Annotated in this window: 16 protein-coding genes; 12 read left to right on the forward strand and 4 right to left on the reverse strand. The window is 42.6% G+C overall.

Features of this window, described 5'->3' with window-relative positions; translation table 11 throughout:
* The first annotated feature begins 119 nt into the window (after positions 1-119).
* Positions 120-953 carry a tRNA threonylcarbamoyladenosine dehydratase gene (locus WAZ74_RS01885; RefSeq protein WP_422305357.1) on the forward strand — a complete coding sequence of 278 codons (834 nt, stop codon included), beginning with the start codon at positions 120-122 and terminating at the stop codon, positions 951-953.
* A gap of 21 nt (positions 954-974) precedes the next feature.
* The gene (locus tag WAZ74_RS01890) at positions 975-2813 is read left to right on the forward strand and encodes an ATP-binding protein (RefSeq protein ID WP_422305211.1); all 1839 of its coding nucleotides are present in this window, start codon (positions 975-977) and stop codon (positions 2811-2813) included.
* 167 nt (positions 2814-2980) lie between these two features.
* Here the strand turns inward: WAZ74_RS01890 and efp are convergent, their stop codons facing one another.
* Positions 2981-3556: an elongation factor P gene (efp, locus tag WAZ74_RS01895; protein ID WP_422305213.1), complete on the reverse strand. Its 576-nt coding sequence runs from the start codon at positions 3554-3556 to the stop codon at positions 2981-2983.
* A gap of 224 nt (positions 3557-3780) precedes the next feature.
* On the opposite strand from efp, the gene epmB reads away from it, so the two are divergent.
* The 9 genes from epmB (at position 3781) to WAZ74_RS01940 (ending at position 15175) form a co-directional block, all read left to right on the forward strand.
* On the forward strand, positions 3781-4788 hold the full coding sequence (gene epmB, locus WAZ74_RS01900) for an EF-P beta-lysylation protein EpmB (protein WP_422305215.1): 1008 nt from the start codon (positions 3781-3783) through the stop codon (positions 4786-4788).
* Between the two features lie 184 nt (positions 4789-4972).
* Complete coding sequence (locus tag WAZ74_RS01905) at positions 4973-6832, forward strand: hypothetical protein (protein ID WP_422305217.1); 1860 nt, start codon at positions 4973-4975, stop codon at positions 6830-6832.
* A gap of 241 nt (positions 6833-7073) precedes the next feature.
* A complete protein-coding gene (locus WAZ74_RS01910) occupies positions 7074-9167 on the forward strand; it encodes an EAL domain-containing protein (RefSeq protein WP_422305219.1) in 2094 nt (697 codons plus the stop codon).
* A 193-nt stretch (positions 9168-9360) separates the two neighbouring features.
* On the forward strand, positions 9361-9819 hold the full coding sequence (locus WAZ74_RS01915) for a c-type cytochrome (RefSeq protein WP_422305221.1): 459 nt from the start codon (positions 9361-9363) through the stop codon (positions 9817-9819).
* Positions 9820-9875: 56 nt separating this feature from the next.
* On the forward strand, positions 9876-10835 hold the full coding sequence (locus tag WAZ74_RS01920; protein ID WP_422305223.1) for an AAA family ATPase: 960 nt from the start codon (positions 9876-9878) through the stop codon (positions 10833-10835).
* Positions 10836-10868: 33 nt separating this feature from the next.
* Positions 10869-11930: a hypothetical protein gene (locus WAZ74_RS01925; protein ID WP_422305225.1), complete on the forward strand. Its 1062-nt coding sequence runs from the start codon at positions 10869-10871 to the stop codon at positions 11928-11930.
* Positions 11927-14194 (forward strand): transglutaminaseTgpA domain-containing protein, encoded by a 2268-nt coding sequence (locus tag WAZ74_RS01930; RefSeq protein ID WP_422305227.1) that lies wholly within the window; start codon positions 11927-11929, stop codon positions 14192-14194. The genes WAZ74_RS01925 and WAZ74_RS01930 overlap by 4 nt, the downstream gene beginning before the upstream one ends.
* A gap of 88 nt (positions 14195-14282) precedes the next feature.
* Positions 14283-14702: a PACE efflux transporter gene (locus WAZ74_RS01935; RefSeq protein ID WP_422305229.1), complete on the forward strand. Its 420-nt coding sequence runs from the start codon at positions 14283-14285 to the stop codon at positions 14700-14702.
* Positions 14703-14884: 182 nt separating this feature from the next.
* Positions 14885-15175 carry a DUF4031 domain-containing protein gene (locus tag WAZ74_RS01940; protein WP_422305231.1) on the forward strand — a complete coding sequence of 97 codons (291 nt, stop codon included), beginning with the start codon at positions 14885-14887 and terminating at the stop codon, positions 15173-15175.
* Between the two features lie 37 nt (positions 15176-15212).
* On the opposite strand, the gene WAZ74_RS01945 is transcribed toward WAZ74_RS01940, so the two are convergent.
* Both WAZ74_RS01945 and WAZ74_RS01950 read right to left on the reverse strand, forming a co-directional pair.
* Positions 15213-15761 carry a LysR substrate-binding domain-containing protein gene (locus WAZ74_RS01945; RefSeq protein WP_422305233.1) on the reverse strand — a complete coding sequence of 183 codons (549 nt, stop codon included), beginning with the start codon at positions 15759-15761 and terminating at the stop codon, positions 15213-15215.
* A gap of 32 nt (positions 15762-15793) precedes the next feature.
* Positions 15794-15970, reverse strand: a complete 177-nt coding sequence (locus WAZ74_RS01950; RefSeq protein ID WP_422305235.1) for a helix-turn-helix domain-containing protein — start codon at positions 15968-15970, stop codon at positions 15794-15796.
* 227 nt (positions 15971-16197) lie between these two features.
* Here WAZ74_RS01950 and WAZ74_RS01955 point away from each other — a divergent pair, with 227 nt between their 5' ends.
* A complete protein-coding gene (locus tag WAZ74_RS01955; protein WP_422305237.1) occupies positions 16198-17328 on the forward strand; it encodes an S-(hydroxymethyl)glutathione dehydrogenase/class III alcohol dehydrogenase in 1131 nt (376 codons plus the stop codon).
* A gap of 143 nt (positions 17329-17471) precedes the next feature.
* Here the strand turns inward: WAZ74_RS01955 and WAZ74_RS01960 are convergent, their stop codons facing one another.
* On the reverse strand, positions 17472-17720 hold the full coding sequence (locus WAZ74_RS01960; protein ID WP_422305239.1) for a DUF2164 domain-containing protein: 249 nt from the start codon (positions 17718-17720) through the stop codon (positions 17472-17474).
* Positions 17721-17747 lie beyond the last annotated feature (27 nt).

The following is a 17747-nucleotide window of genomic DNA, read 5'->3' on the forward strand; positions in this document are numbered from 1 at the left end:
TATGCTTATTAATAAGCTGATTAACAAATAATAAAATTCTTTAAAAGAGCCTTTAAATTGTTATGACTGAAGAAATACAACGGCAGCAAACCATTACCCAGCAGAGCACTACTGAAAAAATGCAACCTGTTATTAAAAAATCACAGAGCTCTGATGATTTAGATGAGCAATATGAGCGCCGTTTTAAAGGCACACAGACGCTGTATGGCACTTCAGCAGTAGACACATTTGCCGCAGCACATGTTTATGTGATTGGCGTTGGTGGGGTAGGTTCTTGGGCAGCAGAAGCCTTGGCTCGAACGGCAGTGGGTAGTATTACGTTGATTGATTTGGATATATTGGTTGCCTCTAACGTTAATCGGCAGCTGCCTGCTTTAGATAGCACTTTTGGGCAGAGTAAGATTGCGGCGATGGCAACGCGAATTCGTGAAATCAATCCAAAAGTTACACTGCATTTAATTGATGACTTTCTGACTGTTGAAAATGTAGCCACATTATTACCCAGCCGTGAAGAAGCCAAGGCTGCTGCTCAAAATGGCCCAATTGTGATATTAGATTGTGTTGATGATATGAATGCCAAACTTGCTATCGCGCTGCATTGCCGGTTTAACAAGTTAAAACTGGTTTGTGCAGGTGGGGCGGGCGGTAAGATAGATCCAAGCCAGATTAGAGTCGGCGATTTACGCGATAGTTACCAAGACCCACTACTTGCCAAACTACGTAATAAGTTACGCCATGAAAAAGGCATTAATAGTGCCTTAAAAGAAAAGTTTGGTATCAAGTGTGTTTATTCGACAGAACCACCGCGCGTAGATAAAAGTGGTCAGACTGGTGGTTTGCACTGTGGGGGTTATGGCTCGGCGGTAGTCGTTACCTCTGTAGTCGCAATGCTTATGGTGAGTGAAGCATTACAATTATTGCTCAAGCAGGCGGCTGCTAAGCCAAGCGTCTGATATGAATTAAAGGAGTCCATTTTGTCTACATCCAACTTGCTAGAGAATAGTTATCCCATCGCCATAGATGAAGTTGAGCGTATCAATAAGCTCAAAAAATATCAGGTGCTAAATAATAATGAAGAACCTTCTTTTGCGCGATTAACGCAGCTTGCCAAACTGTTTTTTAACATGCCAGTGGTGACCATTACCTTTATGGATGAGGATACCCAATATCTAAAATCTGTCCATGGGCTTGGTGGTGTTTGTACGACGACGCGTAAAGTGGCTATTTGTAATTATACCGTGCTCTCAAATGACGTTTTTGTGGTGCCAGATTTAACGAAAGACAGTCGATTTAATCAGAATCCATTGGTTACCGATTGGCCTAAGATACAGTTTTATGCGGGTGCGCCAATCATTATGCATGAAGACGGTAAAACCTATCGTTTGGGCTCGCTATGTTTGATGGATATGCAGCCTCACCATGATTTTACTGATAAACAAGCTGATTTATTGGCTCAGTTTGCGATGATGGCTGCCGATGCTTTACAGTTACAGGACCAGCAACGTAATGCCAAGCATGCCAATGAGATGAAATCAGAGTTTCTGGCCAATATGAGCCATGAAATACGGACGCCAATGAATGGCATTATCGGTATGGTTGAGATGTTAAGTGAAACTGAGCTTAGCGCTGAACAAAAAGAGTATGTCGATAATATAAAAATCTCAAACGAGCATTTACTAGCGATTATCAATGGTATTTTAGATTTGTCGAAAGTCGAAGCGGGTAAAATGACCATCGATTCTATTCCGATGAACTTATCCAGTTTATGTAATGAGGTGGTCAGCTTATTTGCTATCAAAGCCCGTCAACGTAGTCTGGTTTTAGATTATCATTATACCGAGTCATTGTCGCCTTACGTCAAAGGGGATCCGGTACGGCTCAAACAAGTGATGGTAAATCTGGTTAACAATGCCATTAAATTCACGCGTGAAGGCGGTCGAGTGAGTATTGATGTCAAGCATATGCGAAACAATCCTTGTGAAGATAGTGATGATTGTAGCAATGTCATGCGTCACAGTGCTATGGATCACGATGCTGTAGAAGGTCAAAACAGGGATGTAGAGTATGGGATTTATGACGAGGCCGATGGTGTTAACTTGGTTGCTCATAAAGGTATGACGCTGTGTATTGAGGTCAAAGATACGGGTGTTGGTATTAAGCCGGAATCTCTGGATGCGATATTTGATGCTTATGATCAAGCAAATAAATCTACCCATCGCCTTTATGGCGGTACGGGACTCGGATTGTCTGTTTGTAAATCTTTGGTTGAACTCATGGGTGGCTATATCGAAGTGGATAGTACAGTCGGTGTTGGTACCACTTTTAGAGTCTTATTGCCTTTACCGCCTATTGATGAAGAAGGCTATGAGACATGGCAAGCGTCCAATGACCTTACCATGACAGTGCCTAGCGACGAGCTTATCGGCCATATTCTATTGGTCGAAGATGATAGTGTCAACGCTATGATTGCCAAAAAAGCACTCAATAATAGCGGTCATACTGTTACTCATGTCAGTGATGGGCAACAAGCGATTGAGATTTTTGCTTTGTATCCTGAGCGTTATGATGTCATTTTGATGGATCATCATATGCCAATTATGGATGGCGTACAGGCAACTATTAAACTGCATGAGCTCTATGCGCCTCAAGACTTGCCGCCTATTATTGCATTGACTGCCAATGCGATGGATGGCGAGCGCAAAAAATACCTCGATGTTGGTATGCAGGATTATTGCACCAAGCCATTTAAGCAAGAGCAACTGAATGCGTTGGTACAGTATTGGCTGATGCATAAGCGATCGTCAGAAGCGTAGGTTGCTGTTTGAAATAGCGAATGATAAACCAGTAAAAAAGCTTAACCACTCATAGAGCGGTTAAGCTTTTTTTGTTAAAACTATAATGCATAAAAGCTATTTTAATTTGCTCTAAACTGTTATTAAATAGGCATTACCATTTAAATAGAATCAGAATTTTAGCAATACTATTGGCTGACGCGCGTTTGATAATCACCGGTACGGGTATCAACACGGACTATTTCGCCTTGCTGTACAAATAATGGTACACGAACCACGGCACCGGTTTCTAACGTGGCAGGTTTGCCACCGCCACCCGAGGTGTCGCCGCGTAGACCGGGATCAGTTTCGGTAATTTGTAACTCAACGAAGTTAGGCGGCGTAATTGATAACGGCACACCATTAAACAAAGTAATGGTGCATAAGGCGTTACTGTTGTCTTTTAACCATTTTATCGCATCACTAACCGCTGTTTTGTCTGCTTGTAGCTGCTCAAAACTCTCAGGATGCATAAAGTGCCAAAACTCACCGTCGTTATACAGATAATTCATTTCAGTATCTATAACATCTGCCGCCTCTAAGCTCTCGCCTGATTTGAAAGTCTGCTCGAGCATGCGACCACTGCGTAGATTGCGCATTTTGACGCGGTTAAAGGCTTGTCCCTTACCCGGTTTGACGAACTCATTCTCTAAGATGGAATAAGGATTGCCATCGAGCATGACTTTGAGACCAGCTTTAAATTCATTAGTAGAAAAACTTGCCACGGAAGACTCCTGAGGGTTGATAAATAAGGGTTTATAAATAAGGATTCATGAATAAGTGTTTATCAGTAAAGGTTTTACATATTGTCATTAAAAGTTGGATATTAAACTTGCAGTGCAAAAATTCATTATTTCCCTCAGTGTTTAAAGGATAGGTCATATGCTTTGATAGGCTACGTACTAAGAGCGTATAATATCGACTTTTGGCTTACAAGTATTAGGTTGTCATGATAAACCATTTAATCACACAAAAAAACTGGCAAACGCAATTATCCGAAGCCATCACCTCTATTGATGAGTTGCTTGAACTATTAAAGCTTGAATCACTGCGCGCAGAAGTCTATGTACCTGACCATTTTGAGCTGCGAGTGCCGCGTGCTTTTGTGGCAAAAATGACAGTCGGTGATCGTAACGATCCTTTATTAAGACAAGTACTGCCCAATCAAAAAGAACAAATCATAGTTACGGGCTACGTGGCAGATCCATTGGCTGAAAATGCCCACAATCCAGTTAAAGGCTTACTGCATAAGTATCAATCAAGAGTGTTGTTAACGATTACTGGTGCTTGTGCGATTCATTGTCGTTACTGCTTTCGTCAGCATTTTGACTATAGTGCCAATATGCCAACGGCTCATACAAAGCAAAGCATCATCGATTATATCAGCGCTCATCCTGAAATTAACGAGGTGATTCTGAGTGGTGGTGATCCGTTGAATGTGACCAATAGACGTTTATTTGCTTGGCTAGATACGTTAGAAGCAATTGCGCAATTGACCACCATACGTATACATACCCGTCTACCCTTAGTGATACCAGCAAGGCTGGACGATGCGCTATTAGAACGTTTGTCACAAAGCCGCTGTAAAATCGTCATGGTGATTCACTGTAACCATGCCAATGAGATAGATGCGCTCACCGCAGAGTATTTGCAGCGTGCTCGAGCTGCTGGAGTTACCTTGTTAAACCAAGCGGTACTTTTAAAAGGAATCAATGATAGCGTTGCTGCACAAACGGCGTTAAGTCAGCGCTTGTTTGCGGCGGGAGTACTGCCTTATTATCTACATGTATTAGATAAAGTAGCAGGCGCCGCCCATTTTGATAATGAGGAGCGCGTAGCAATTGAGCTTTATTGGTCATTACTCGCGGAGTTACCGGGCTATTTAGTGCCTAAATTGGTTAGGGAGTTGCCAAATAAACCTTTTAAGGTGCCGATTGATATTTACAATGCTGTGTAAAGTGGGCAATATGGTTTATTGAAAATTTTAGTAAACAAAGAGCGACTAAAGTTGTTTAGCCAATAAAGCCCAATCAACCAAGCATAAATAGGTCAGTAAATGGTCATGCATGGGATTAACATTCGCCTTTAAGCATAAATTCTTATAAGCCTATGGATAACTTGAGCAATTACTAAGGATAGTAATGGTAAATTTATCGACATTCCAAGAATATTTAGCAGCTGATGTATCCTTATTGCAGACGGAAAATGCGTTTGTGAGTAGCAATGAGCCGCACTTGCGTAAATGGGCGGCATTGCTGCCTGCGCAAACAGAAGCGCAGCAAGCAGAACAATTAGAAAAAATACTGACAGAGTTACGTGTGGCTAACATGGATGATCGGCAGCGTCTAACATTAACCAGCATTGTGATTGATGCAGCCAATCAGTTAATCGCAACATTGCGACAACACTATATTTACGAGACAGACGCTTTTAATGACACTCAGCTTGGCTATGTTGCTCGGGTAAAGTCGTTATATTACTTAATGATTATGACCTATGACGGTGTAATACACCGCGAAATCAATTTTTTAAAGGACAAACAGCAGCAATCTTCCCCCAGTCTTTGGCAGCGCTATTTCACCACCGAAAGGTCGTCGCCAATTACCTTGGCTATAGCCACTTACCAAACGCTGCTGATGTATCAAAAGTTGCTATTTGAAGACGCCCTTTGCTATCAAAAACCACTAGCATATGTTTGGTCGAACCTCAATCAGCTGTACCATATGGCTTGTCAGCAACAGGCATCTGATATCAATTTGAGTGCGTACATTGCTACTCACCGCGCTGATACTATTCATCAATTATACTGTCAAATATGCTTGCACAGCTTATTGAATGTACGTGCGATGCGTCGACCTAATATTTTACTGGTTCAGCGTTTGCTGCCGCAGTGGGCTGAGCATATAGTGGCGACCATAGAGCCGCACACAGCAACACGAGTATTCGTTGACCTGGATAGTAAAGAGCCTCCAACTTATTTGACTGCCCATTCTAGTATTAATCCTTACGACGCGTGTCATACGTGCTTGTTTATAGAACTGGCGGCTATGGTGACGTATTTAAAATCACGTGCTCAAGCGTTAATCGATACAGGTAAAGAAGGGGCTGAGTACTGTTTGATGAATAATGTCTCGATGACGATCAGCTATCGTTATATTCAGCCGCAACTAACATTACCTATCAAACATAGTGCAAAAAAAATTGCGCAGGTAGTGACGGGATTTAACGACATCCATTATCGTGTTAGTAACGGAAAAGGCTTAACAAGCCTGATTGAAGCAAAAGCGCTACCAGACCATCAGCAGCCTCGCTATGATACTTTGCCAAACAATACATCTAGCCATAAAGCGTTAGCGGTAGATATTTTTGATAGTGATAATCAATTGTCACACTTTCGTACGCTACGGCTACAGTTAGATTCAGATTCAGATTCAGATGCACAATCCTCCACTAAAAAATCCCAACCTCTAACGGCTGCTAGGGTATCAATAGCAAGCGTCAAAGCCAATACTGAAGCAGCATGCGATACAACACTGATTAATGAAAGCACAACCTCTAAACACAAGACTTGCAAAAACGAGACTTGCAAAAATGATACTCCTACTGGTATTGCACCGCCGCCACTACCAATAATGAGTCTTTTTTTACTATGTCGCTCTGACAATGCTGCCTCTTCTGATTGGTCAATTGGCGTAGTACGCTGGCTCAATCTGGATACTGAAAAACCTGAGCTGGAATGGCAAGTGCTTGGTCATAAGCTAATTCCCTGCGGAGTCCGCCTACAGGATAGAGGAACTCGCAGTCGGCATTTTATACCAGCACTTGTGGTCGGTGACGATGAGCAATTACAAACAGCTTATAGCCTATTATTACCCACCTCTCATTTTCAAACAGGTGATAGAGTGATAATGCGCATCGATAATAAACAAAAGACCTTGCGCTTAGTGCGTCATTTGATGACCACCGATGAGTTTAGCCAATATGAAGTGGTACAAATCTAGTTAGTAGCATTCTAGTTGCTACTAATATGCAGGTATCGTATAGGCGCAACCATATAAATTTAACTTGCAGTCTAAAACATCCTTATTGATTCGCATGATTTAACAATTGCCATTGTAAGTTAAGCAGCAGTCGGTTAAATTATTGTTTATAATAGCTATGTTATACTTCTTTTATTTAGTAGCTGCGCCATGAGCGATAATGACTCATCAAATTATTTTATAAGATTAAAAAAGGCTCTCTATGCGTACTCAGTCCATCTTAAACTTATTGGTTATCGATGATGATCAGCTTTACGCTGAGCGACTCGTACACTTGTTAGGTTCGTACTATGACAGTGTGAATTTAGGTTTTTTGGATGATAAAGATGAATTATTAAAGTCGCTACGGCAGTCTTGGGATGTATTGGTTTTTGGTAAAGCCTACGATATGAATTTTACCGATGTGGTTGGTATCGTTCAAGAACAAGGTGTTGATTTGCCATCGGTTTGTTTGATAAATAAAGATACTGCAGGTAATGCTCATAATCAAGAAGGCTTGCCGTCTATTGTGAATGGTACGATGGTTAAGGCAATCTGTGCAGAACGAGAAATGGCTGTAATCATATCTATTTGCTTGCTGCACGACAATTTGCGTAGTCGCCGCCAGCTTACAACCTTGCGTCACGTGCTGTCTGAGGCAGAGCAACGGGCGAACGTACTCATTAAAAACTCTAAAAGTGCAGTTGCTTATATCGATCAAGGTATTCATATTTTTGCCAATGACCCGTATCTGCAGTTATTTGGTTTTGAGGCGATGAACGACATCATTGGTATACCGATTATTGATTTGATCGCAGGTGGCGACAACGTTAAAGCCTTTAAACAGTTTTTACGTCAATTTGATAAAGGTGGCCGTAAAGACGTTGAGTTTAATTTTGAGAGTCGGCGTACTGACGGTAGTACGTTTGAGGCAAAATTACAGTTAGCCGTCGCGACACTTGATGGTGAGCCAGTTACTCAGATTATTATTCAACAAAATAACAGTAACAGTGCTGAAGTGGCCAAACGTCTGGCCGAAGCTGAGCGTAAAGATAGCTTAACAGGCATTGATAACCGCCGCGGCTTTGAAGAGCAGTTGACATCATTATACCAGCAGGCAAAGCAGGGATCTTTGACGGCTGGTCTTTTATACGTTCAACTCGATAATATCGGTAAAATTAGAAGCAGCTTGGGTCTGCAAGGTATTGATAGCACGGTTAAACAGGTTGCTCAGGCGTTAGATGAGCTGGTAGCAGATGGTCATGTGAGCCGTTTTAGTGATACTGCGTTTACCATATTAGTGGAAAATCAGACAACGGCAGAGCTTGAAAAGCTGGCTGAACAAATTGGTTTGAATATCAGCAAGATGTTTATCGAAGTTGATAAGCGTACCACCAATACTACAGCCAGTATTGCTATCGTTAAAATTGAAAAAAATACCCCTGAGCCGAGAGTATTGCTTGAGCGCGCAATGGATGCTATCAGTCAGATTATGATTGAGACATCCAATCATGGTGGTAAATATCATTTGTACGATGCTAGCGAACATGCCAATAGTGACGATCATGCGCTTGCAGAATCTCTGGTTGATGCGATTACAAATAATCGTTTTGAGTTGTCATTCCAGCCGATATATGACATTAATAATGATCGTAGTGACTTCTTTGAGGTATATCTACAGTTGCCACTGGCAGATGCCGAAAATACTGTATTGACTCCCGACCAATTTATGGCGGTTGCCAAATCCCATGAACTGCTTGAAAAGATCGACCGCTGGGTACTGATTAACGCCTGTAAAAAAATCAATGAGGTACGTAAATCTCATCCTGAAGCGCGTTTACTGGTACAGTTGACCAGTGCTTCCTTAGTCGATAAAAAATTACCCAGTGTCGCCAGCCAGTTAATCAACGCTGTCGGTGGCAAAGCTGGCGCCTTAACGTTACAGTTTAATGAGAAAGATATCGCTGACCATTTAACGGTAGCGAAGTCTCAGTTTTCAGCGCTCACCCAAGTACATTGTCAGCTTGGTATCAACAATTTTGGCTCGTCTGCGAAATCCATTGAGCTTGCCAATTTTGTTCAGCCCGATATGGTGCGCTTAGCTCGTAGTTATGTCGAAGGAATTGATGCAGTAGACAATCTAGAAGCAGTCAAGTCGCTTATCGTCCGCACCAATGAGATTAAGGTTGATGTATTGATGCCTTATATTGAGGATGCTGCGACCATGTCCGTTTCATGGAGTGTGGGCGCGCGCTATCTGCAAGGATATTATCTGGAAGCGCCTAGTAATAACATAAAAGTATCTAACGAGAATTAAGCCTATTTATTTAATTCAATCGTGTTAGCTTTTTAAATGTTAGTAAACGTTTTTTATCTTCTTTTATTCTCATGAGCAATAATTCGTTTATTGTCTACGTACGGCTTTGTATGTCCACCAATCTTTGCATTGCATTATGGTTGATGTGGACTCATACATAACCAACGCCTCCTCAATTAAAGATTACAACAACATGTCTATGGTCAATAAATATCAATTGGGCGGTATATTCGCCGCTGTTTTAATGCTTGCTGCTTGTGAGCGTACACCGCCTGATTATCGTGCGCCTGTTACGCTGCCACTATATACAGAAGGTGATGCTGATAACGGCGCTCTCATATATAAAAACGCTTGTAGTCAATGTCATCAGCTGAATCCAGGTCTGAATAAAAAAGGCCCGCAGTTGATGAATATTTATGGTGCACCAGCTGCCGAGCTAGAAGACTATACCTATAGTGAAGGATTAAAAACATCAGGTTGGGTATGGGATGCTGAAACACTTGATCCTTATATCGCGGACGCTGAAAAAACTATGCCAGATTCAAAGATGCTAGCAGATCCTATGCCTGATGCTAAAGAACGGGCTGATGTGATTGCTTACTTGTCTACCCTTCGTGCCGCAGCGCCGCTAGTTGAAGATGATGCAAAGTAACTTCTAAAAGTAACTTCTAATTATTATCCCTATAAAAAATGAGCCAATAATTTATCATGACCCATGCAGCTATCGACTATCACCATAATCAGCAAAAAATCGCTCAGTTAATGGCACAATTAAATCAAATTGTACTGGATAAACCACAGGTGATTAAGTTGGCGCTTAGTGGTATCTTAGCTGGCGGGCACTTACTCTTACAAGATTTACCGGGTATGGGTAAAACCACCTTAGCGCAAGGATTGGCGCAGCTATTAGGGCTGAGCTTCAGCAGGGTACAATTTACCAATGATATGCTGCCTGCAGATATTTTAGGTATGAGTATCTACGACCAAAGCAAGCTACAGTTTGAGTTTCGCCCCGGTCCTATATTCACTCAGTTGGTACTTGCTGATGAGATTAATCGTTCTAGTCCAAAGACGCAAAGTGCTTTACTCGAAGCAATGGAGGAGCGGCAGGTGACACAAGATGGGCAAACCTACCCATTGCCGCAGCCGTTTTTCGTCATAGCGACCCAAAATCCATTGCAGCAAGCAGGTGTATATCCACTTCCTGAGTCGCAGCTAGATAGATTCTTATTATGTTTGTCGCTTGGTTATCCATCGCCTACGGCAGAGCGCGAACTGCTAAAAGGTCAGGATCGCCGTGAGCTATTAAAAGAATTGGATGCGGTGCTTGATACGGAGGCAGTTTTATTAGCCCAGCAAGGCGTCAAGCACGTTTATGTCGCTGATGTGGTCTTAGACTATCTGCAAAGACTGGTCGCAAAAACACGAGCAAGCCACGAGTATCATGGTCTATCACCGCGTGGTGTACTGTCGCTACAGCGTGCCGCACAGGCTTATGCTTATGTATCGGGGCACATGGAAATGACCCCAGAAGATGTCCAAGCGGTGTTTGCTGCGGTTACGGATCATCGTCTTGGTCAGCGCTTTGTACCCGCGCATGTGACTGGTGGACAAGCAACCCAGACTATCGCACAACGTATCTTGGCTGACGTGGCTGTATACCAATGATATTTTCGATTTTATGGTAAGGATAGGGTAATTATGAGCCTGTTACCACAAGCCTTTACCGCCCCAATCACCTCAGCCGTTAGTCGTTGGTTTGCTTCGCGCGCGCCCAAAAGTGACAGCGCCAAACTCAATTTGCGTAACGTTTATATCTTTTTTAGCCGTGAGGGTATGCTGTTTGCGGTGCTATTAGTCATTACCTTTATCGCTGGTATCAACTACGGCAATAACTTGGTGCTGGGCTTGTGCTTTTATTTAATTAGCGTTTGGCTCATCAGTTTTCATGTGACTTTTGCTCATATTTCAGGACTACAAGTACAGCTGCTGGAAGTGACAATGGTAGAAGCGGGCGCTCCTGTTTGGGTCACTTTGCAGCTACGTAGTGAGAGCCGACAACCAAGGCGGCAACTATTATTTAGCTTTGAGCAGGCTAAGCAAAAAACTGACCGAAAAGCTGACCAAAAAACGGATAAGAAAGCTGATAAAAAAATCAAAGCGAGCGCTGCTGGTCAACATTCAGTGTTAGTGACACGATTACAAGGCGAGCATGTTATCCAGCTTCCTGTTCAAACCTATACTCGCGGTCAGCTTGAATTACCGCGATTAAAGATAAAAACGGTTTATCCTTTAGGTATTATGCGGGCATGGTCTTACGTCTATTTTGCGCGTACTGTTTGGGTTTATCCTAAGCCTGAAGTATTTGACTGGGAAGCGCAGTATTCAACCGCAAGCTTGGAAGATTTGCCAATAGGCGGACAGTATCGTCAAGGTCAAGATGATTTTGAACGGCTAGATACTTATATCGAAGGGGAGTCACTAGCCCGAGTTTCTTGGGGCCATGTGGCGCGAGGTCAGGGGATGTTTACCAAGCATTTTGCAGATCCTGTCGGTCATGAGCAAACCTTAGATTATGCGGATATGCCAGCGGTACATCATGAGCAGAAACTTGCGCAACTGGCGTACGGTGCGATGACACTGGGTCAGCTGGGCGTACCATTTAAAATGCGCTTACCTAATGAGGCGCCGTCTGCTGCAGCGATGGGCGAAGGCGATGGCTTTGCCCAAGCTTGCTTGCTAAGATTGGCGAAAGCACCATGAATGACACTCAACGCCCAATTAAAGCCTTCTCTAAGAAGCTATCTATACAAGCGTCTATGGAAGCATCTACCGCCAGCTTTGAGCGATTGGCATTGGGTCAAAATGTCAGTGCTCATACGGGTATGACTGCCGATAATAAATGGCATCGTAAGCTATTGGCACTGCCAGCCTACTATTGGGTATTAATCGCCCAAGTTATCGTTATTTTACCTCACGCCGCGCATTTGCCATTATGGCTAATAGGTTTTGCGGTTGTCAGTATTATTGCGCAGCTGCCACGTATTAAAGCGAAGTTTAAAAAAGGTCATCATTTAAAACGTGTCTATCAAGGCATGCAAATGCTTGGCTTCTTATTAGGGTTGGTAGGTCTGTGGCTGACTTATAATACGGCGTTTGGACTCGATATGGGCGTGGCATTTTTAGTGCTGTGTCTTAGTAGTAAGCTGTGGGAATTGTATAAACGCCGTGATGCTTATGTGGTACTCAACTTATCACTGTTTGTACTGGCGGCGCTGTTTTTGATGGACCAAGGTATCGTTACCACGCTACAGGTAATAGTAGGGGCAGTCATTGTTTTATTGGCGTTTATTGCGCTAAACGACGATGGCAATACTCACGGTGATGGCCGTCTGCGTACCCTAGGGGTGTTGGGCATCGGCGCGTTGCCATTGTTGGTGGTGCTGTTTTTGTTTTTTCCAAGGCTACCGCCGCTATGGTCAGTACAATTATCCGGTCAGCAAGCGACCACGGGCGTCTCTGACAGCATGTCTCCCGGTGACTTTGCTAATTTGGGACAGTCGACCGAGCTGGCTTTTCGGGTAGAGTTTAAAGACAAACGCCCGCCGCAGCAGCAACTGTATTGGCGTGGCTTAGTATTTAGCGACTTTGATGGGATTACATGGCGTCCTAGCGCTCAGCAACGCCAATGGCAACCTGAACTACAAACACCTGTTTGGATCGAAAATGCGTTTGCGACTGTTCCTGATGAGGTGAAAGTCGCGCCGAATAGTTATCAGATTATCCTAGAGCCTACGCAGCAAAACTGGCTATTTGGGCTTGATTACCCTTTTTCCCAGCAGCAAGATGTCAGTATCACCTCAGACTTTACTTTATTAAAAGACCAGCCTGTTACCCAGCAGCTGCGCTACGATGTTTTGCAATTTGCGCCCATGAGTATCGATAGCGTTTTGAGTGATGAGTCACGGCGTCTGAATCTTGCATTGCCCAAAGACGGCAATCCTCAAGCACGAGCGTTAGCTCAGCAACTTTTTGCCCAATCAGGTTCAGACCCAGTACGTTATATGTCAGCTATCGAGCGCTGGATTAATCAAACAGACTTTCGCTATACGTTATCGCCGCCACGGCTGAACAATAACCGTATTGACGAGTTTTTATTTGAGACTAAAGCAGGGTTTTGTGAGCATTACTCTTCAAGCTTTACCTTTATGCTACGCGCAGCTGGTATTCCTGCGCGAGTAGTGGCGGGTTATCAAGGCGGCGAGCTGAGTCGTAGCGGTAATGTATGGGAAGTACGGCAAATGGATGCGCACGCTTGGACAGAGGTTTGGTTAGAGGGTCAAGGCTGGGTACGGGTCGACCCGACTGCTTTTGTTGCCCCTGAGCGTGTCGAGCAAGGTATGGATACACTGACACAAGCGCAAGGAGCTGCGATGTTTGGCAATGGCGCTAGTGCACAAATTAGCTATCAGCAGTATCAAATGCTGCAAACCTTGCGACGTTTATCTGACCAAGCTAGCTATTATTGGCAAAAAGACGTCGTTGGCTATGACCAAGACAAACAAGCAGACTCGTTACTCAAATGGTTTAATATCCGCTCGATGATGGAGCAAATCATTTGGCTGGCTAGTAGTGCGATTACAGTCATGGCTATTTTGGTTTTTGTCATTTGGCAACGCCGCCGCAAACGCTGGCACCCAGCAGACCTGCCGCTTGTACAGCTGTCAAAACTTATGGGCAAACGCGATAAGCGATTGGCTCGACATGAGAACGAAGGGCAGTTGGCATGGCTTGAGCGTTTGGCGATCGCTATTGACAGTCGCGATAATGAGGCGATTACTCAGTCCACTACAGTTAGTCAATTAACAGACAGTAGTGATCCAAAGATTGTTCAAGCAACCATCATGCAAATTAAACACGACTATCGTCAGCTACGCTATGGACGCTTAAGCACACTTGATATCAGTGCTAGTGAGTACCAAAAAGTGCTAAAGCAGCTCAAAATAAATATACGTGATTTATTTTAAATCTACTGAAGAGTTGCTAGGTATATTTGATAGATACATTGAGCCAATAAATATAGTAAGCTAATAAATACATCAATTAGGAAGTTTCATGCGTACTAGAAAAGATCGAATTCGTCATGCTTTAGGGTTTGAAGTCATCGGTCTACTGATTTTTGCACCGCTGGCAAGTCTGGTATTTGGCTTTGAGCTGCAATTGATGGGAGTCATGGCATTAATTGGCTCTATCGTCGCCACCATTTGGAATTACTTTTATAACGTTTTATTTGATCGTGCCATGTTCAAATTACGCGGTACAGTGCAAAAGACCGTTTCAATACGAGTGTTGCATGCGGTGCTGTTTGAAGGCGGATTGTTATTGCTATTTCTACCAGCCATTGCTTGGTATTTAAATATTAGCCTTTGGGATGCGTTTAAGATGGACATTGCTATGGCGACCTTTTACCTGATATATGCTTTTATCTATAACTGGATTTATGACAAAGTATTTCCTATTCCTAAAAGTAGTTAAAATTTTGCTGCAAGCATGTGAGTTTTATTTAATAGTAAATTCTCATTCAGCATTGCTTATTTACTAAGGCTTATCTACCAATGCCCATTTACCAATACTAAATGGATTGGCTAATAGCAAATATACTAGAGTAAAAAAAACGGTTTGAAGTGTTTGATAGAACGGATAAAAGGAGCTGCTATATGGCGATATATGTAGATTTTATGCAGATAGAATTTAAAGGCTATAAGTGGTGCCATATGCTAGCGGATACTTTGCAAGAGTTACATGAGTTTGCGGCATTTATTGAAATTGATAAGCGTTTATTCCATCGTAATGCCAGCTATCCACATTATGATGTCACGGTACAAATGCGAGAAACAGCAATTAAATATGGCGCCATCCCTGCTAACCGGCAGAAAATCATCGAATGTGCAAAGAAGCTTAAAGTAGAATTACATGACCAAATAGCACTGTCTAAGTTTGCTGAATAAGGGTTTTTTGATCCTACATTGACGCCTTAAAAAAGTTTTAAGCCAAGTACTCTGCTAGGTAATCTACTAATAGCCGAATTTTTGGTGATAAATGGCGGTTGTGCGGATATATTGCCCAAATAGCTTCTTCAGGCTCTCTATAATTGTCCAGTAAGCTGACCAATTCACCTGACTGCAAGTATTTTTTTACATAATAGTCAGGCAATTGGACGATACCCAAACCTTTTAAGGCGGCATCGACTAAGCTATAACCGCTGTTATATTTCACTGTACCCATTACTCGAATATTTTGTTCTTTATCTCCGTTTTTAAAATACCAATAGTCGCGAGTGCCAAGCAAACAGTTATGTTGATTAAGCTCGTTTAAGGTTTGTGGGACACCGTATTTATCGAGATAAGCGGGCGCTGCACAGACAAAGTTGGTGCGATGACTGAGCTTTTTTGCCATCATCGTTGAGTCGTTTAATTTACCAATACGAATCGCTAAATCATAACTGCCTTCGATCAAATCCATTTTTTGATTACTCAAAAAAGCTGTCACTTCAATATCACTATACTGCAGCATAAAATCATTGATCAGCGGCAATAATTGTTGCTCACCATAAGTGACAGGCGCGGTTAGCTTAACTCTGCCTTGCGCGTCGTACGATATAGTAATTTAATATTCAACCGCTTCTCTAATGCACTTATCTGCCGACTGACCTGCGCCGTCGAGATACCCAATTCTTTTGCAGCGCGCGTAAAGCTTTCGTATTCTGCCACGTAAACGAACTCGCTAATGCCATCCCAGCGCATGATTATTACCAGTGTGTAAAAGATATTTGCAAATATAGCATATTGTTATCGCTATAGAAAAAACTATAATAGTAAATATCAATGCAAATAGACGGTAGTACGACATCAATCAAGCTTGCCTACATTCGATAAGCAAGATAAGCTGAATGAATCTAGATTTTGTGTTGACTATAACAGGCTGTATATAAAAACTAGTACATGACAACTAATTAAAAAGAGAGACAACGATGTCAGATAAATTTATTAAATCTAAAGCCGCTATTGCTTGGGGCCCAAACCAGCCACTATCTATCGAAGAAGTGGATGTCATGCTGCCACGTAAAGGCGAAGTATTGGTAAAGATTATTGCCAGTGGTGTCTGTCATACCGACGCATTTACACTATCTGGTGAAGATCCAGAAGGGGTGTTCCCAGCGATCTTAGGTCATGAAGGCGGCGGTATCGTTGAGCAAATCGGCGAAGGTGTTACCAGTGTCCAAGTTGGCGATCACGTTATTCCGTTGTATACGGCAGAATGTGGCGTCTGTAAAATGTGTACCTCAGGCAAAACTAATCTATGCTCAGCGGTACGCGAGACCCAAGGTAAAGGTCTAATGCCAGATGGCACCACCCGTTTTTATAAAGATGGTGAGCCAATTTATCATTATATGGGCTGCTCAACCTTCTCTGAATATACGGTTTTACCTGAGATTTCTTTAGCGAAAGTGAATAAAGCAGCACCGCTAGAAGAAGTTTGCTTATTGGGTTGTGGCGTGACCACTGGTATGGGCGCGGTCATGAATACGGCAAAAGTCGAAGAGGGCGCTACCGTCGCTATCTTTGGTCTAGGCGGCATTGGACTATCAGCAGTCATCGGTGCAGCGATGGCAAAAGCCAGTCGTATCATTGCTATTGATATCAATGAAAGTAAGTTTGAGCTGGCCAAAAAGCTTGGCGCAACCGATTGCATCAATCCAAAAGATTATGATAAGCCAATCCAAGACGTCATCGTTGAGATGACCGATGGCGGTGTAGATTATTCGTTTGAATGTATCGGTAACGTCGATATCATGCGCTCAGCGCTTGAGTGCTGTCATAAAGGTTGGGGCGAGTCGGTTATTATTGGTGTCGCTGGTGCGGGCAAAGAAATCTCAACCCGTCCATTCCAGCTAGTAACTGGTCGTGTCTGGCGCGGTTCAGCATTTGGCGGCGTCAAAGGTCGTTCAGAATTGCCAGGTTATGTAGAGCGTTATTTAGCTGGTGAGATTCCACTACAAGACTTTATTACTCATACCATGCCGCTAGAAGACATAAACGAAGCCTTTGACTTGATGCATAAAGGCGAGAGTATCCGTACGGTTATTCATTTTGATGTATAAGCACGCATGATTGAGTTTTTACTGTTTAAATAAAAAATGCTGCATCTAATAATAGGTGCAGCATTTTTTTGCTAAATATGTTTTAACGGTTGGTTTTGAATCATGTGTTCTCGTTTGGAGAATAATTAACCTTCAATGAGCTGTCAGTCTTTTTTAAAGCTATGCATATCTTCTAAGATAGCCGTAAACCTATCGTATAACCAAGGTTCATTATCATCAATCATTTGATTGTATAAATGCGGGCCTATCTTTTCAATAATGAAATCCAATAAAAACTTAGCGGGTAGATTACCGATATCGACATCGAATTCATCGCTCATATAAGTTCTCAATTCGTCTAAAACAAGAACTTCCGCCTCATCTGACAATGTCATCAGTTTCTCTTTATTCATATAAATAGTCCTACTAAAAATATTGAT

This window comes from Psychrobacter sp. (genome assembly GCF_049295055.1).
GTDB lineage: Bacteria > Pseudomonadota > Gammaproteobacteria > Pseudomonadales > Moraxellaceae > Psychrobacter.

What these genes read in the sequence shown, in the direction of transcription:
- WAZ74_RS01930 (WP_422305227.1), top strand. Translation starts at nt 11,927, where the DNA reads ATGAATGACACTCAACGCCCAATTAAAGCCTTCTCTAAGAAGCTATCT.
- WAZ74_RS01955 (WP_422305237.1), top strand. Translation starts at nt 16,198, where the DNA reads ATGTCAGATAAATTTATTAAATCTAAAGCCGCTATTGCTTGGGGCCCA.
- epmB (WP_422305215.1), top strand. Translation starts at nt 3,781, where the DNA reads ATGATAAACCATTTAATCACACAAAAAAACTGGCAAACGCAATTATCC.
- WAZ74_RS01925 (WP_422305225.1), top strand. Translation starts at nt 10,869, where the DNA reads ATGAGCCTGTTACCACAAGCCTTTACCGCCCCAATCACCTCAGCCGTT.
- WAZ74_RS01960 (WP_422305239.1), bottom strand. Translation starts at nt 17,720, where the DNA reads ATGAATAAAGAGAAACTGATGACATTGTCAGATGAGGCGGAAGTTCTT.
- WAZ74_RS01910 (WP_422305219.1), top strand. Translation starts at nt 7,074, where the DNA reads ATGCGTACTCAGTCCATCTTAAACTTATTGGTTATCGATGATGATCAG.
- WAZ74_RS01885 (WP_422305357.1), top strand. Translation starts at nt 120, where the DNA reads ATGCAACCTGTTATTAAAAAATCACAGAGCTCTGATGATTTAGATGAG.
- WAZ74_RS01950 (WP_422305235.1), bottom strand. Translation starts at nt 15,970, where the DNA reads ATGCGCTGGGATGGCATTAGCGAGTTCGTTTACGTGGCAGAATACGAA.
- WAZ74_RS01905 (WP_422305217.1), top strand. Translation starts at nt 4,973, where the DNA reads ATGGTAAATTTATCGACATTCCAAGAATATTTAGCAGCTGATGTATCC.
- WAZ74_RS01920 (WP_422305223.1), top strand. Translation starts at nt 9,876, where the DNA reads ATGACCCATGCAGCTATCGACTATCACCATAATCAGCAAAAAATCGCT.
- WAZ74_RS01915 (WP_422305221.1), top strand. Translation starts at nt 9,361, where the DNA reads ATGTCTATGGTCAATAAATATCAATTGGGCGGTATATTCGCCGCTGTT.
- WAZ74_RS01940 (WP_422305231.1), top strand. Translation starts at nt 14,885, where the DNA reads ATGGCGATATATGTAGATTTTATGCAGATAGAATTTAAAGGCTATAAG.
- WAZ74_RS01935 (WP_422305229.1), top strand. Translation starts at nt 14,283, where the DNA reads ATGCGTACTAGAAAAGATCGAATTCGTCATGCTTTAGGGTTTGAAGTC.